This window comes from Vibrio sp. GJ43-1, from assembly GCF_055808835.1.
Window position 1 is genome coordinate 2,322,242 of the sequence record NZ_CM147884.1, and the last position, 16,997, is coordinate 2,339,238.

The 16,997-nt window shown below is 44.3% G+C and carries 10 protein-coding genes and 7 pseudogenes; 4 read left to right on the top strand and 13 right to left on the bottom strand.

Annotated elements, in window-relative coordinates:
* Nucleotides 1-523 precede the first annotated feature (523 nt).
* A pseudogene (locus tag AC0L66_RS11140) lies at nucleotides 524-939 on the bottom strand (MarR family transcriptional regulator).
* A gap of 229 nt (nucleotides 940-1,168) precedes the next feature.
* Here AC0L66_RS11140 and AC0L66_RS11145 point away from each other — a divergent pair.
* Nucleotides 1,169-1,846 (top strand): DUF2982 domain-containing protein, encoded by a 678-nt coding sequence (locus AC0L66_RS11145; RefSeq protein ID WP_473567337.1) that lies wholly within the window; start codon nucleotides 1,169-1,171, stop codon nucleotides 1,844-1,846.
* A gap of 35 nt (nucleotides 1,847-1,881) precedes the next feature.
* Here the strand turns inward: AC0L66_RS11145 and AC0L66_RS11150 are convergent, their stop codons facing one another.
* From AC0L66_RS11150 to AC0L66_RS11200, 11 genes and pseudogenes are all read right to left on the bottom strand, one after another.
* Entirely contained in the window at nucleotides 1,882-2,535 is a 654-nt protein-coding gene (locus AC0L66_RS11150) for an MBL fold metallo-hydrolase (protein ID WP_265675532.1), read from the bottom strand.
* Between the two features lie 66 nt (nucleotides 2,536-2,601).
* Nucleotides 2,602-2,955, bottom strand: a pseudogene (locus tag AC0L66_RS11155) (L,D-transpeptidase family protein); the annotation flags it as partial.
* A gap of 19 nt (nucleotides 2,956-2,974) precedes the next feature.
* A complete protein-coding gene (locus AC0L66_RS11160; protein WP_473567339.1) occupies nucleotides 2,975-3,367 on the bottom strand; it encodes a L,D-transpeptidase family protein in 393 nt (130 codons plus the stop codon).
* Between the two features lie 39 nt (nucleotides 3,368-3,406).
* Nucleotides 3,407-3,520 (bottom strand): annotated as a pseudogene (locus AC0L66_RS11165) (peptidoglycan-binding domain-containing protein); the annotation flags it as partial.
* A 1-nt stretch (nucleotide 3,521) separates the two neighbouring features.
* The gene (locus AC0L66_RS11170; protein ID WP_473567341.1) at nucleotides 3,522-4,277 is read right to left on the bottom strand and encodes a hypothetical protein; all 756 of its coding nucleotides are present in this window, start codon (nucleotides 4,275-4,277) and stop codon (nucleotides 3,522-3,524) included.
* Between the two features lie 88 nt (nucleotides 4,278-4,365).
* A pseudogene (locus AC0L66_RS11175) lies at nucleotides 4,366-5,470 on the bottom strand (DUF1513 domain-containing protein).
* Entirely contained in the window at nucleotides 5,451-6,518 is a 1,068-nt protein-coding gene (locus AC0L66_RS11180) for an imelysin family protein (protein WP_473567343.1), read from the bottom strand. The pseudogene AC0L66_RS11175 and the gene AC0L66_RS11180 overlap by 20 nt, the downstream one beginning before the upstream one ends.
* Before the next feature lie 9 nt (nucleotides 6,519-6,527).
* Nucleotides 6,528-7,886, bottom strand: a complete 1,359-nt coding sequence (locus tag AC0L66_RS11185) for a di-heme oxidoreductase family protein (RefSeq protein WP_473569235.1) — start codon at nucleotides 7,884-7,886, stop codon at nucleotides 6,528-6,530.
* 121 nt (nucleotides 7,887-8,007) lie between these two features.
* Nucleotides 8,008-9,269 (bottom strand): annotated as a pseudogene (locus AC0L66_RS11190) (imelysin family protein).
* Between the two features lie 158 nt (nucleotides 9,270-9,427).
* Entirely contained in the window at nucleotides 9,428-10,024 is a 597-nt protein-coding gene (locus AC0L66_RS11195) for a GTP cyclohydrolase II (RefSeq protein ID WP_265675537.1), read from the bottom strand.
* 283 nt (nucleotides 10,025-10,307) lie between these two features.
* Entirely contained in the window at nucleotides 10,308-10,481 is a 174-nt protein-coding gene (locus tag AC0L66_RS11200; RefSeq protein WP_265675538.1) for a hypothetical protein, read from the bottom strand.
* Between the two features lie 225 nt (nucleotides 10,482-10,706).
* On the opposite strand from AC0L66_RS11200, the gene AC0L66_RS11205 reads away from it, so the two are divergent.
* The gene (locus tag AC0L66_RS11205; RefSeq protein WP_265675539.1) at nucleotides 10,707-11,183 is read left to right on the top strand and encodes a WbuC family cupin fold metalloprotein; all 477 of its coding nucleotides are present in this window, start codon (nucleotides 10,707-10,709) and stop codon (nucleotides 11,181-11,183) included.
* Nucleotides 11,184-11,444: 261 nt separating this feature from the next.
* A complete protein-coding gene (dbpA, locus tag AC0L66_RS11210; RefSeq protein WP_265675540.1) occupies nucleotides 11,445-12,821 on the top strand; it encodes an ATP-dependent RNA helicase DbpA in 1,377 nt (458 codons plus the stop codon).
* 160 nt (nucleotides 12,822-12,981) lie between these two features.
* Here the strand turns inward: dbpA and gyrA are convergent.
* Nucleotides 12,982-15,629 (bottom strand): annotated as a pseudogene (gyrA, locus tag AC0L66_RS11215) (DNA topoisomerase (ATP-hydrolyzing) subunit A).
* A 307-nt stretch (nucleotides 15,630-15,936) separates the two neighbouring features.
* Between gyrA and ubiG the strand changes: the two are divergent.
* A pseudogene (gene ubiG, locus AC0L66_RS11220) lies at nucleotides 15,937-16,649 on the top strand (bifunctional 2-polyprenyl-6-hydroxyphenol methylase/3-demethylubiquinol 3-O-methyltransferase UbiG).
* The last annotated feature ends 348 nt before the right edge of the window (nucleotides 16,650-16,997 follow it).

Genomic DNA, 16,997 nt, shown 5'->3' on the forward strand with positions numbered 1-16,997 from the left:
TCAGTTCCTTGAGTAGTTTCTTATATGGAGTGACATCCGAACACCCCAAGTTTCACGTTCAAGGTAACTATGAATCTAATTATCAATATCTTGTATTCGTGCGACCACGCATCCTCATCCCTACTCACTCGCAAGTTCGACCTTGGTATTACGTAATAATACGTAGGAGATTAAATGTTCAATTATATTTATAACCATATTTCAGTACTTTAAAAAATCTCGACAATTTCTATAACGAGTGATTACGTACGTATTTACCCTTGCTGAAAATTACAGAAATGCTACGTAACTCACAACAAACACTAACAAGCCCCCCCAAAACGAGGCGGCATAGACAATAGGATAAGCAACAATATTGATAACAATTAAAGGGTCAGAAAAAATGGCAGGTATAGGTCTGGGGAATAACGCTCCGTTTAGATACGGCGTTCGAGCAATAGATGTAAATGGGCTCAGCTACTGGCACAACAAGATCAAAAAAGCCCCTAATTCGGGGCTTTTTTGATCTTAATAAAGTGAGGCATTACTGCGCTTTGTAGATCACTTTATTACCAGCAAGCTGCTCTTTCGCAACTAAGCCTTCTTCTAGTAACTTCTTAAGAGCACCCGTTGCCCAAGATGCTGCTTTAGCGTCTTCTTGGCCTGCTTCTTGACCAATCCCTTTAGGATTAATACCGTCGGCGTGCTTTACAACAATATCCAATACTTGTTGCTGCTTAGGAGTTAATGCTACTTCCACTTTTTTTGTCGCAGTTGCTTTTTCAGCGACAGGTGCTTTTTTAGCTACTGCAGCGCTTGTTTCACTACAGCTTCTTTTGCTACAGATGCTTTTGCTACAACAGGCTTTTCTGTTTTTGTTGCAGCTGCTGTATTCGCAACTACCGCTTTAATGCGCTTTTGCAATTTTGATTGCACTTTGCGCTTATGAGCAAGTTTCATTGAGTTTTCTCTCCATTTCACTGCGCTGTAAGCAGTGGTCAAAATTTGAAGCGCGTTTTATACCAAAATTTTGACCACTTTTGTAGAGGCATGACACAAAGCGTCACGAAAAATGCCGACTTTCAACGTTTATGGCTATTATTTAAACAATAACAATGACATTTTGAGGGCATCCTATAACCTCATGCGCATGACTTCTTTTTGTAATTAAGGTCACGACTTATAATATATGGACACTATCCACATTAGTAATCACCATTACTCTTGGCATTCACCCATACTGCGTAAAAGTGCCGCTATCGCGGCGCTCGTAGGGTTTGCCATCGTACTTTTTTCACCGAATTGGCAACTGTCGCTTCTTGTGGTTATTTTACTCGTCATCGCCCTAAGCTTCACCTACTACACCTTAGTAAAGAGTCGAGTCACTTTTACGTTAACCGCAACCCATTTTCAGCAACATATGTTTAAAGGTGGCTGGGCACTTCGTTGGTCGGACATCGAACGTATTGGGATTTGCAGTCACCATCACGATGGTTGGCATACCCCACTTCCCTGGATTGGTTTACGAATTAACAATTACCAAGCTTACCTCAACGCTATTTGTCCACGCATCGCGACTGACTTGCTGCTTAGCCAGCGCGCGTTGCTTTATCTTGGACTTCAGCAAACATCGCCACAGACGACCTTTGAAGACATCGTGCTAGATTCCACACCATTTATCGATACCGATGGTTGTGAGTATCACGGTCTTATGGCAATGCTCGCCAATCGTATGACGTATCAACGCGAGTTCTTTGGTTACGATATTTTTATTTCGGAAGCAGATTTGGACAGAAGTGGGGAGGAATTTGTAGGACTGACCCGCCGCTACTTAGCAGCAGCGGATCGTGACATGTTCGAATCGTAATCATGCCATTTTATAAACGAAAATTAGCTTAGTGCTCAGTAAAGCGGCATCTCATCAGCAACAAATGGGTTTGATACTCTTTCATGACCAAAGGTCGACTCTGGTCCATGCCCAGGAACAAAAGCTACGTCATTACCTAAAGGCCATAACTTACCTTTGATCGACTGGATCAACGTTTCGTAGTTACCCTGTGGGAAATCCGTTCGACCGATACCACCTTTGAACAGCACATCGCCAACAAACGCTTGTTTCGCATCATTGTTAAACAGTACAACGTGGCCTGGAGTATGACCTGGCGTATGAATGACGTTTAGGGACTGATTGCCAAATGTAATAACGTCTCCATCATCAAGCCATTGATTAGGTTCAAAAGCTTTCGTCAACGGGAACCCAAACATTTGGCTCTGATTCTCTAAACCTTGCAGCCAAAAATTATCGGCTTTATGTGGACCAACAATCTCTACGCCAAGTGCCTTTGAAAGCGGCTCGGTCCCACCCACGTGATCAAGATGCCCATGGGTAAGCACCAATTGTTCTACTTGAACACCAAGCTCTTCGATAAGCACTTGCAGTTGTTCAATGTCTCCGCCTGGATCAATCAACACACCTTTCATGGTTTCATCACACCAAACAATGGAACAATTCTGTGCAAAAGACGTCACGGGCACGACTTGATACTTAAGACTCATCGGAAATCCTACTATTCAAAAAAAGTAGCGAGACTATGACATTGTCTATAAGCGATGACAAGTCAGTTACTGCCCTCTCTCGTTTTTAATCAACGCCGTTTCAGTGACGCCCCCTCTTCTATTGTCATACTGATACACGTCGGCCCGGAAATGCGCCTTGCCATCTTCAAGCCACGCCGTTTGATAGATGATATGGACAGGAATTCTGGTTCTAAACGAAATGGCTTTATTGGCTCGATATGTTGATAAATCATCAAGTAGTTTACCCTGATGTTCTAGCAATACCTGTGCAAACTTATCGGCATGCTCAACTCGGATACAGCCTGAACTGTAAGCTCGGCTACTTTCGTTGAACAACTGCTTCCCGGGCGTATCGTGAAGAAAAATAGCCCGCTCATTGGGCGTATTAAACTTATACTGCCCGAGTGCATTCGACTCACTAAGCTTGTTGCCTCATTCTATAAGGAAACTGTTTAGGCTGAACTTCTTTCCAATCGATCATTGTTGGGTCGACAGTGACTCGGTTATGCCAACCCTCTAGAATTTCGATGCGCTGTGAAAACAGATACGTAGGATCATTTTTAACTTTAGGGATGATGTCTTTTACCATGATCTTCCACGGTACATTCCATGTCGGGTTCACGATCAACGAATCCATCTTCGTTGCAAATATCGGGGTTTGACGAGTTAACCGCCCGACAATGACTCTCGATTCAAAACGGGGTTCACCTTTGCCCCAATACTTGAGCTCAAAGCTAGGCACATTAACCAAGATGATATGCTCGCGCTGCTGAGGCCAAAGGCGTGAACGTTCTGCATTTAGTGCTAACACTCTTAATTTTTCTTGTGCGGGTTTATTTAACCAATGCAATGTATTAGGTCCAATAATACCATCGTCTTCAAGACCATAGAGTCTCTGAAACTCCTTGATAGCGGACTCTAAAGAGTGGTCAAACTTCCCATCTTCTCTTACTTCAACATAAATATCAGAATCTGCGAGCTAGGTCTAACAAATGAATATAGGGATCAGGCTCAATTCTATCCCCTTTTCGGGTTAGCCCTACCTGCTCGTAAGCAGTCAGCTCTACTTGGGACTTAGCCAATAGATCAATATAGACATTTTCAAAACCTGACTGTTGCAGCATTGGCGGCGACAACGACAGCAAATAATTGGCCAACGTGTTGTTCTCAATTGCAAGCAACAATTGATGGACTTCGGTTGCCGACGGTCTTGGCAATGCCTCAATTAAACTTTCGGAAAAGTACCACTGTTTACCGAGATCTGGCACAGCAGCAATATAGCTGATGTAAAGCAATAAAGTATCTGTCGCGGCACGATCGTATTCGTTAGATGCCCCCGACTGATACAAAGACTGCATGTGTTTTACTCGAAGCTCAAATAAAGGACTGAAACCTGCCAAATTAACCATTTCTAATTGCAGGGTTAACTGTGCGTTGAGCTCATTGTTGGACCAAATATTTTGACGACTCGTTTCGTTATAAATGTAATCAACTAACGAAGCATACAACAACACTTCAGTCGCTGGTTTTGTGGATATGGATGAAGATAAGGTGGGCGTTAAGGGTGTACTACGCTGGTCGTAATAGGCAGGCTGAACGTTAGACGCAATCGCGGAGACCGCATCCCTTTCATTGATATCTTGATCGGGCGCAGCCCACACCTGTGCTGCTATTGCGCACACAACTCCTGCCGTCACTACGGTAAATAACTGCTTTGACATCTAGCCACTCCCTCTCTCTAGAGTTTAAGTATGGCAGATCTCACCGTCTCAACATGACTAATTTACTAGCAACTCCCGTCCGTCTCATTTATGTGATCATCTGCCAGTGGTTATCCCACTGTGTTGGGGAGCCCATCATTTTCACTGTCAAATCAGGGGCTATTTTCACAACTTTTCCCGCACCTGAACTAATAAAAAATTGACCATCTTTAACCACAACACCTGACGCATCTGGCAGCACATTGATTTGTAACAAATTCATACTCTCTTTATCCCAAATTCCATAGCAATTACCTCTAGGTGAAGTGGCGACAATATGGTGTTTATTAGCCGCTATGCTGGCAATATAATGGTTAAATCTGGCCCAGTCTTCCGGCTCTCCGCCTAACTCTTGCATCGGTTGCCCTCGCTTGTGCAATGCGACAAGCGGGACATAAAAATCGGCTTCGCCGCGATATTGCTGCCCGGTCAGCACTACCTCATCACCATCGTGAGCCAGGTGACGAATACTTTTTCGATGATCGGTTAGACTCACCTGCTCTAACAGTTCACCCGTAGCACTTAGGTACACCAAACTCGGCCGCATCGTGGTTAAGTTTAGCGGCGTACGTCCATCAGTATGCACGCCCCCCACCCCAACCGCTAAAGTTCCATCCGCCATCACAATGACTTCATGTGGGCCTACACCAAAACCAGGTGAATTCGTCGATTTTGTTATAGCCGCGCTGTGTGTCGTATACGCCAATAATACCGCGGCTAGATGAGCGTTCTCCCTCCGTTGCATACAGCCACTGACCACAAGAAGAAAAAACACCGTGACCATAAAAGTGGCGCTGCTTGGGCGCTAAGAGCAAAGACTCCATTTGACCTGATTGGTAGTTAAATACCATGGCATAAGTGCCAGGCCGTCGACCAAACATGACTGCCAGCGGTTGATGAGGATGAATCGCCACACCGTGTCCGCGACCTGGCAGTGGTAATTGATGAATAGGTTGGGTTCCACTTGCAGCGATGACGACGTCAAACTCCCCATTGTGACGAATTGAACCACCAATAAGTTGGGGAGTACGCTGCTTATCTTGCACGCAAGAATTGGCCGTACTGCAACCCGCTAACCAACTGGGGGCAATGACCCCCATCGCACCTAACCGTATTAGATTTCTCTTAGTTAAATCAATCGCCATCCGTTGCATTAAACCCTATCACTACGCCTAATTTTATCGCCGCTTCTTCACTCATTAAATATCTAAGCTGCTCAAGTTTGTTATATTGGCTGAGCACAATTCGGTAGCCATTTTTGCTTTGCAGTAACTCAAAAAGGCTGGTGGACTCGGGCCAAGTGTCCAAGATGAACCTAAACTGACGTTCAATACTCATTGCCAGTTCAGATGACCCCGATTCACGGAGTATCAAGTCAAGTCCCTGCCCATTGGCCAAATAAAGCGACTGCAACGCTTCTATATTGGCTCGTAAGTGCATCATTGATGTCTGAGAGCGCCAAGATTCAGAAAAATACGGCTTTGCTGCGCCTATTTTTGCTAAAGGTCTCGACAACTTTTTCATGCTGTAATCTAACTGATTGGTCAGCAGGGCCAAATATTCAGTCGTCCAAGCTTTGTCATCTAATGTGCTCCACGGGTTTACCGACCATGCCTGCACGATGGTTGCCGAACGCTCGGTTAATGCCCCCGTTATGGCAATAAGTAGTGAGCAGCTTGATGATGGGTTGGTTTCCAAATTGGATTTTGGATCAGATAGTAGCCATTCTACGGCACCTAATCCCTGTACCGTGACACTCTCATCTTTTATCGCAGCAACAGACCAGTGCTCACGTAGACTCGCGTGCGTCATTTTTCGTCCCGTCGTGTTTTTTTTATCTGGCCAAAACTGAATATTCCAATTTTGTTCTAACGCTTGGGTGGGACCTCTTTCTTGCCCCTGCAACCACATCCATTGCTCCATCCCTTTCTGCCATGCTCGCTCAACAGAATCGATCGCCTCATTTTGCTGGCAATATGCTTGAGACTGCTGATGCAAATTGCCCATTGCGAGGTAAAAATTAACAGCAGATTGGTGCTCAAGTTCATAAACATGTTGGCTAACATGCTGTGTCTGTTCGGGCTGAAGAGGTTCGAACGGAGAAGATGCACTCTGGTGCACCTCGCTTGTCGCGCCGCAGCCTACTAAAAGAGCTGACGACATCATCGTTAATAGACCCATAATCGATACATGGTATTTCATCACATTTCCTTATAATGAGTTCAAAAACGCAATCAACGCCTGACGCTCTTTACCACTTAGTGCCAAGAAATTCTGCTGTGTTGCTTTTGCTTCACCACCATGCCACACAATGGCTTCGGTTAAGTTTCTTGCTCGCCCGTCATGAAGAAAATACGTGTGCCCATTTACTTCTTCGGTATAACCAATACCCCATAACGGCGGCGTTCGCCACTCTTGACCTGTCGCGGCATATTCAGGACGATTATCCGCTAACCCTTCCCCCATATCATGCAACAACATATCGGTATAAGGATGAATCCTTTGCGCCGATAATGCGGGTAAGTTATTTCGAGTACCAGTTTGAATATTGGTTCGATGACAACTCTCACAACCAACTTGAGTAAAGAGAGTTTGCCCTTCAATCACTTGTGGATCTTGAGTATTTCTGCGGCTTGGTACGGCTAAATGTTGACTATAAAATTCAACAAAGTTTAGAATTTTGTCGCTCACTTCTGGTGTTCCGCCACTCACTCCATCATGGCAAACATCTTGCTGTGACGAACAGTTTTCGGAGGTAAATAGCGTACTTGTAAGACCAAGGTCTCCTTGAAATGCAGCGGCATTCTGCTGCATCAAATTTGGTTGCCCAGCCTTCCAACCAAAACGACCTAGTGCCATTGTTTGTGTCCGCACATCAAGGACATAATTAGGTTTACCTGAAACCGTCGAACCATCTTTAGCTTGTTGTTTTGCCATTTCTAGAATTGTTGATTCAGGTATGGATTCCAACAACCCAAGGCCAATCATAGGTGGTGCCACTCTTGCAGACATCATCACGTCTGGATGCATATCGCCATAAGCTAACTCGACAATCTTTAAGTTTGGTTTACGGAGAAGAACCGTCGTTCCATCGTTAAATTGAACAGGGAACTCGCTATACGTAATGTTTATCTGGCCTTCTGGCGTCATGTTAGGCAAAGCGAAATCTTGCAGCTGACCACCATATGTGGGCTCTGGGATTACCCCTGAGCGCTTAATTTGACTTTTCTGTGCTTCTGTTTTGGCGGGTATACTTAACCGTACCAACATTGAAACTGCATGCTGATCATTTGCCTCAGGTGGATGCCCTCTTCCATCTTTAATGTGGCAGTTTTGACAACCATTGGTATTAAATAGTGGACCAAGGCCATCTCTTGCATCGGTTGATGCGGGCGCTTGAACCCAAGGGTTCCGGAAGAAACTGTTTCCCACGCTAAAATCCAACCGCTTACTCATCGGTAGATTTGCCGCGGGAAGAGAAAACGCGTTAGCACCTTGCTTATTAACGGTCGTTTTACCACCAGAATACTTGCTAATTGGCTGCTCGGCATAGCTCAATAAAGACATCATGGCAAAGGTGGTGGGCAATAATATTTTCAACATTCAACACTCACTCATATCTGATCAACAAAGGGGGTTCATCCCCCTTTTTTATTATTATCTGTGAAACACTAACGAGAACTTAGAGAGACTAAAAGTCATGATCTGCCGTATCAGGATTTAAGCTTGTGATGCCAATAATTCCAGCTGCACGCTCAATAGAGCTACGGTCTGCGCGACTAGCGCGACGATCGTATCGTTGACCAATTTATTACCTTGAGGGTTGTTTGATGCGATAAGCTGATCAAAATGTTGGTTATCGTTTTCAGCAGAAGAAACCAGTTGACCAACTTGAGCACGAGTCACGTCGAACTGCTTTTGAATTTCTTTCGCGGCCATCTTATCTTTTTGTGCAACAAGATCCGCGATGCTTGGACCGACAACTAAAGTCCCATTGGTACGTACATACGTTCCGGTATACACGTTGTAGATACCTTGCTCATTGTAGTAATGTGAGTTGTGAGTATTATCCGAGAAGCAATCGTGCTCATCTTCAGTCGAGTTTGCTTCTAATGCCACTTTCATACGCTCTCCTGCCAGTTCACCCAGCGATAACGAGCCCATACCGAACAACATTTTTCTCACGCCGTTAACTGGTTTATCTGCCAACAGCGTCGCGCGGTAATTATTTTTCTCTGAATCCGACCACTGTTTTTCCATCCATGCCAAATCTTGAATTAACAAGCTAGACGCCGCCTGTAAATACTCAGCACGTCGCGCACAATTGCCGTTGCTACAGCCTTCACCCACTACATAATCCGTGTAAGGACGCTCACCAGCACCCGCATTTGTGCCGTTAAGATCTTGTCCCCACAACAAAAACTCAATGGCATGATAACCCGAAGCAACATTCGCTTCTGAGCCACCGACTTCGTTCAAATCGGCAATCAATGCCGGTGTAATCGCTTTAGTATCGAGCGTGTTTGCACCGATTGTTAGGCTTTCATTCGCCACAATATTGGCTTGCGCACCATCATTACCTAATTCGTATTGGTAGTCTGAGCTAACATAATCAATCAGACCTTCATCCAGCGGCCAAGCGTTAAGTTGCCCTTCCCAGTCATCAACGACGGCATTACCGAATCGAAATACTTCCGTTTGTTGATAAGGTACGCGAGAGGCGATCCATGCTTGTTTTACGTCAGACAAGCCTTTTTCTGAAGGGTTGGCTAAAAAAGTGTTAATAGAGGTGTCTAACGATTTAGCCGTAATGACGGCATCGGAGAAAACGGCGTGGGCTAAATCGGCGTAATGTTCGACGACTTGTTGTTGCGAAACTGCCGATAACGCAGTCGTTGAAGTCAGTACTAGAGAGGCAGCCACTGCACTCTTCACAAAAGTGGTTACATTCATTGAAGCATCCTTGTTGAGCATAATTATTATTGTGTAGTGCGAATTATTATCATTAACACTATCAATGGGCAATAATACTCAGTTACAATTTATTTTCAATGACTAATACAAAAAAACCCCACTTTCGTGAGGTTTCTTAACAAATTAAAAACGCATGGTCAGAATTTCAGATTGTGCTTACCATGAGACACTTTCGCTTTTAAGTAACTTTCGTTACCGTCTTTTACATGAGCGTTTGTGTTCACGACCTCTTTAATAGTGATGCCATGCTCTTGAAGCTCACGGACTTTCTTCGGATTATTCGTGACCAATTTAATCGCATCCATACCCAGCGCTTGTAGCATTTGCGCTGCTTCAGAAAAGTCTCGAAGATCATCGCCAAAACCTAGATGATTATTGGCTTCATAGGTATTCATACCTTCCGACTGCAGCTTATAGGCATCAAGCTTATTATATAAACCAATACCTCGCCCTTCTTGGCGTAGATATAGAATAATGCCGCCTTCAGCACCCATTTTTTGTATGGTTTCTTCCAACTGCTCTCCACAATCGCAACGAGATGAGTGGAAGACATCGCCAGTTAAACATTCCGAGTGCATTCTCACCAAAGGGATATCTTGTTGCTGATCAACGCGCTTAAAGATTAGCGCAACGTGCTCTTTGTCTGTGCTAAGTCCACGAAAGGAAAGCATCTCAGCTTGGATATCACTATTAAGTCCAACTTTTAATTCTATTCTGGCTCGTACTTCCGCCATAACTTCTCTCACTTGATTTTTTAGGCCAATATCAATGTCGTCTTAGCCAGTTCACACTACACTCTACCCTTGACTATGGGGGTTGGTCACTGAGTTTTCAATGATAACTTTATTATAACAGTTGTTATAATATAACAATCCGTAGTGTGAAGACACTAAAAAACCCTAAGTGCTTCCACCTAGGGTTATAACAATGTTACCTGTTTGATCGTGTCGTCTAATGGTTGAATTATCGCTTTAACAATGAAATCGCAGTCATTAAATTGAGCGAAAGCGGTGAGCTTTATGCCTGCGTCTGTTTCCAAACTGCCAATTGAATCCAAACATTTTCAAGCTCGGCTAGTTCGTCTTGAGTTAAAATAGAAAGGGTTTTAAAGCCATTTGCTGCTTTCGGTTCCTGATACGACTTTAGGTGAGCGTAAAAGTCCTTTTTTAACTGGTTAATTGCTGCTTCCACTGCGTTATCCACCATCGTAACTGGTTAATCTGTAATCATAAAATGATAATAGCATCATGACGTTTTCGTACACTTTAATTCGATCAAACTGGAATCATAATCACACTTTGGTGCCACTAGGTTAGAATCGATTTAAATAGAAACATGACAATGTAAATTTTGTTGCTGCACATTTTGCTCAAAGCTTTAGAATACGCGGTATAGTTCACTTTACAGAGCCTCGCAATGTTAAAAATAATCAGTAATCAAGACTTTGATACGTTTTCAAACAACGCAAAATTAGCACCTCGCCAACGCAGCCACCATAATTTACACGAGCAACTAGACGCGAACGTACAGCGTTTATTCATATCAACAGAACCCGATACCTATATGCGCCCACATCGCCATAGTGAATCCCATAAATGGGAATTGTTCTTGGTGCTAAAAGGTCAGCTTGATTTGTTGATTTTTAACGACGAAGGCCAGTTAACTCAGCGTCATAGTCTTTCTCCTGATACTAACCGTGCGATTGAAATTCCGCCAGGTACATGGCATGGCTATGCTTGTATGAGTGAAGGCACGGTTGGGTTAGAAATCAAGGAAGGGGCTTACCTTCCAACACAACCGCAAGACTTTGCTTCTTGGTCACCAGCAGAAGGCGAAGATGGGGCAGACGCGTATCGTGACTGGATGAGAACCGCTCAACCTATTTCAGAGTAGTATTCATCTAAGCCTCAATAACGTGGCCAATATATTCGGCTTGTTAAGCATCAATGCTATGATTCTCTCTAAAGAGTCATAGCATATCCCCCCTATTGTAGCCATGCCTTGTTGCCTGCTATATGACTCTTTCTATAGCCAACGATTGATTAAGCTCGCATAAAAATACATCTCTCAGTGATATCAAATTCACTTTCTGCTGGTATCCCAGACAGATATGTTGATAATACCCCCTTGCCCTATGACCACTAAGGATCGCTCTTGAACAGTTCCACTTTCTCTACCTTAAATCTATCCCCTTCTTTATTAAGCAATTTGGAAGGACTTGGCTTTACTAACATGACGGAAATTCAAGCACAATCGCTGCCTCTGATTCTTGATGGTAAAGACGTTATCGGTCAGGGAAAAACCGGTTCAGGTAAAACAGCTGCATTTGGTCTTGGATTACTCTCTAACCTGCGCGTTAAACGCTTTCGAGTGCAATCACTCGTGCTGTGCCCTACTCGTGAGCTTGCAGACCAAGTTGCAAAAGAAATTCGTAACCTTGCTCGTTCTATTCACAACATTAAGGTACTGACCTTATGTGGTGGTACGCCTATGGGTCCTCAAATCGGTTCACTGGAGCACGGCGCGCACATCCTAGTAGGCACACCTGGTCGTATTCTTGACCACTTAGAAAGAGGCCGAATTGACCTAAGCGAATTAAACACTCTAGTACTAGATGAAGCCGATCGCATGCTGGATATGGGCTTCCAGGACGCATTAGACGCGATTATTAGCGAAGTACCAAAAGAGCGTCAAACCTTGCTCTTTAGCGCAACGTTCCCTAAGCAAATTGAAGCGATTGCTTCTCGCATCATGAATAAACCAGAAGTGGTTAAAGTTGAAAGCAAGCATGATCACAGCAGTATCCAACAGTTCTTCTACAAATTAGATTCGCATGAAGACCGAGATAATGCATTAGAGAACTTGCTACTGACTCACCAACCTGAGTCCGCTGTTGTATTCTGTAACACTAAGAAAGAAGTTCAAAATGTTGCCGATGAGCTTCATCACCGCGGCTTTAGCGTCATTGACCTTCATGGCGACTTAGAGCAAAAAGAACGCGACCGCGCATTGGTTCAGTTTGCGAACAAAAGTGTTACCGTCCTAGTAGCAACGGATGTTGCTGCGCGTGGACTCGATGTCGATAACCTCGATGCCGTGTTTAACTATGAATTGTCACGAGACCCAGAAGTCCATGTTCACCGTATTGGCCGTACTGGCCGAGCTGGTAACAAAGGGCTTGCGTTTAGCTTCTTTAGCAGCAATGAAATGCATCGTGTGGCACTCATCGATGAATATCTTGATATGCCGATTGAGCCTAGTCAATTACCAGCACAATCATCAAATCAACCTTATCAGGCAAAAATGGTCACGATCCAAGTATCTGGTGGTAAAAAGCAAAAGCTACGTCCAGGTGATATTCTTGGTGCGCTAACGGGCGACAAAACCATTCAAGGTGCACAGATTGGTAAAATCAACATGTTCCCTATGGCGTCATTTGTTGCGGTTGAGAAAAAGATTGCTAAAAAAGCACACGGTAAGATTGAGAACGGCAAAATGAAAGGGCGCAGTTTTAGAGCTCGTATCCTGTAACGCGATCCCAGCCTCTAGATTAATTGTCATCTACGATTAATCTAGAACGGCTGTCTTAACTAGATAACTGCATCTAGGCTCCAAAATACGATAGACACAAAAAAGCCGAGCATAGCTCGGCTTTTTCTTATCTTACTTCAGAAGATCTTAGCTTAGAAGATTACTCTTCATCGCCTGCTTCGTCTTTAGGTTCCGCATCCACTTGTGGCGCTTCCTCTACAGGTGCAGTAGTCGCTGCTTCTTCACCTTCAAGAACTTCTCCTTCAGGTAAGTCAGCTTCTTCTACTTCATCAATGCGTTGAAGACCAACCACTGATTCATCATCCGCCGTTCTAATCAGTGTCACACCTTGCGTATTTCGGCCAACTTGGCTTACTTCCGCAACGCGTGTACGAACTAACGTACCTGCATCAGTGATCATCATCATTTCGTCGCCAAGTTCAACTTGAACCGCACCAACTACAGGGCCATTTCGCTCTGAAACTTTGATAGACACAACGCCTTGAGTTGCTCGACCCTTAGTAGGGTATTCTGCAAGCTCAGTTCGCTTACCGTAACCATTTTTCGTTACCGTTAAAATATCACCTTCGTTTGAAGGAACAATCAACGACACGACTTGGTCATCATCAGCGAGCTTCATACCACGAACACCTGCTGCAGTACGTCCCATAGCACGAACTTTATCTTCACTAAAGCGAACCACTTTACCCGCTTTAGAGAACAACATGATGTCGCTATCGCCATTGGTAATATCAACGCCAATCAATGAATCATCATCACGCAAGTTAACAGCAATTAAGCCATTCGAGCGCACGTTAGAGAATTGATCCAACGACGTCTTCTTAACCGTACCGTCGCCCGTCGCCATGAAGATGAACTTCTCTGGACTAAATTCGCTGACTGGCAGAATAGCAGTAATACGCTCGCCTTCTTCCAATGGAAGTAGGTTAACAATAGGCTTACCACGTGCAGCACGGCTCGCTAGAGGCAGTTGATACACTTTCAGACGGTACGTTTTACCGCGAGTAGAGAAGCACAAGATATTGTCATGAGTATTCGCAACAAGCAGACGCTCGATGTAATCCTCTTCCTTCATCTTAGTGGCGCTCTTACCTTTACCACCACGACGTTGAGCTTCGTAGTCGCTTAGGATTTGATATTTCACATAGCCTTCGTGAGATAGGGTCACGACCACATCTTCACGAGCAATTAGCTCTTCCATATCAATATCGTGCACAGCGGCAGTAATTTCACTACGACGCGCATCGCCGTAAGTCGCTTGAACTAATTCAAGCTCTTCACGAATCACTTCCATCAAGCGCTCTGTGCTACCCAAAATGTGCAGCAATTCGGCAATTTCTTCTAGAAGCGCTTTATATTCATCAAGAATCTTCTCATGCTCTAGACCTAGGTTAGACGGTGTAGACGAAGTTCCAGAATCGCTTGTGCTTGTTGCTCTGTTAGGTAGTAAAGACCATCACGGATGCCGTATTCATCTTCCAGCCAATCAGGACGAGCAGCGTCAGTTCCCGCTCTTTCAAGCATAGAAGCAACATTACCCAACTCCCAACCACGTGCCACAAGACCAACTTTCGCTTCCGCTGGCGTTGGTGCGTTACGAATCAGTTCAATGATTTCATCGATGTTCGCTAATGCAAGAGATAAAGCTTCAAGGATATGAGCACGGTCACGTGCTTTCTTCAGTTCGAAGATAGTACGACGCGTTACGACTTCACGACGGTGATCAACGAAGCACTTCAACATTTCTTTCAGGTTGAAAAGCTGTGGTTGGCCGTTGTTAAGCGCAACCATGTTGATACCAAATGTCGTTTGCAATTGAGTTTGCGAATAAAGGTTATTAAGAACAACCTCACCCACAGCATCACGCTTACATTCGATAACAATGCGCATGCCGTCTTTATCCGACTCATCACGCAGTGCACTAATGCCTTCTACTTTCTTGTCTTTAACAAGTTCAGCAATTTTTTCAATCAGACGTGCTTTGTTCACTTGATACGGGATTTCAGTAACGATAATGGTTTCTTTACCATTTTTCTCTACTTCAATATCCGCTTTCGAGCGCATATACACTTTACCACGACCCGTTTTGTACGCATCAATGATGCCTTTACGGCCACTGATTAACGCCGCTGTCGGGAAGTCAGGCCCAGGGATGTAATCCATGAGCTCGTCAATCGTAATCTCTTCATTAGCAATAAAGGCCAAACATCCATCAATCACTTCATTTAAGTTATGTGGTGGAATATTTGTTGCCATACCTACCGCGATACCAGACGCACCGTTAACCAATAGGTTAGGGATCTTTGTTGGTAATACTGCAGGGATTTGCTCGGTCCCATCATAGTTGGGAACGTAATCAACCGTCTCTTTATCAAGGTCTGCCAACAGTTCGCCAGCAATTTTCGACATACGTACTTCGGTGTAACGCATGGCCGCTGCTGAATCACCATCGACCGAGCCAAAGTTACCTTGGCCATCGACCAGCATGTAACGAAGCGAGAATGGCTGTGCCATACGAACAATCGATTCGTAAACTGCACTATCACCATGTGGGTGATATTTACCAATAACATCGCCTACTACACGAGCAGATTTTTTGTATGCTTTGTTCCAATCATTGCCTAGCACGTTCATCGCGAATAAAACACGACGGTGCACTGGTTTTAGGCCATCACGCACGTCAGGAAGAGCACGACCAACGATGACTGACATCGCGTAGTCGAGGTAAGAGCCTCTCAGCTCATCTTCTATATTTACGGGCGTGATCTCTTTAGCTAGATCGCTCATAGAGCTAACATTCCTCTATATATTGATCGTATATTCGATACGTATAAGGTCAGAAAATATAACACAATAATACGTGGTTCGGCATCACTTTCACGCGGCTTTTATCATGTTGTGACCTTTGTTACGATTCAACTGTCCACTATTTGCACATTTCCAAACCATCACATTGAGAAGTGGTGCAAAAACCGCCACTATTTGGCTGAAATTTGCCAAGGTAGCCAAAAACACATAAACCCACTTCATGGTATTCGTAGTAAAAAAATTTGCGGTATACTCGACGGAAAATTGGAAATAGGCATTGCTCAGTATGGATAAGCACCAAAACGTCGATTTAGACGAAATCAAAAAGTTTGAAGACATGGCAAGCCGCTGGTGGGATCTGGAGGGTGAATTCAAACCTCTTCATCAAATTAACCCATTACGACTTAATTATGTTCTTGAAAATGCCAATGGGCTGTTTGGCAAAAAAGTCCTCGATGTGGGCTGTGGCGGCGGCATACTCGCCGAAAGTATGGCGGTCCAAGGCGCAACAGTTACTAAGCCTAGATATGGGCAAGGAGCCCCTAGAAGTTGCAAGATTGCATGCGTTGGAGACTGGCGCCAAACTCACTTATGTTCAAAGTACTGTCGAGCAACATGCGAGTGAGCATGCCGAGTGAATACGACGTGGTAACCTGCATGGAAATGCTAGAACATGTCCCAGACCCCGCATCTGTCATTGCTTCATGCGCAAAACTTGTAAAGCCCGGCGGACAAGTCTTTTTCTCAACGCTGAATCGTAATCTACAGTCTTATCTATTTGCCATTGTAGGCGCAGAAAAACTTCTTAAGATTGTGCCGGATGGGACTCACGACCACGAAAAATTTATCAAGCCATCGGAGTTGATAAAAATGGTCGACAGGACAGAGTTGGTTGAAAAAGGAATCACTGGCCTTCAGTACAATCCACTAACAGACAGCTATAAGCTCGGTAAGCGTGTCGACGTCAACTACATTGTCTACACAGAAAAAGCCAAGTAGTCGATTGTCATAAGCACAAAGGGTAGAGTTCACCTTCTACTCTTTGGCTAATGAGCGCTCCAATCGTGATGCCCAATCATGATAGTCTTGCGCTCGTTTCCCTACACGATGCCAGCTTGACGCCCTGTCGTTTTCTAAGGGCGACACTAAGCATACTTTTCAATAGTTGACACTACATCTAGTATCATCTCTCTATCCCGACCTACTACAAAAATCTCACGACCAAACCCTTGCATTGCACAAGGTTAACCACGTTAATTTTTCGACACAAATACGCTACAAAAACAAGACAAACCTGTGCGTTTTGCAGCCTAATATCGCACTTTTAATTATCTACTCAATACCGTC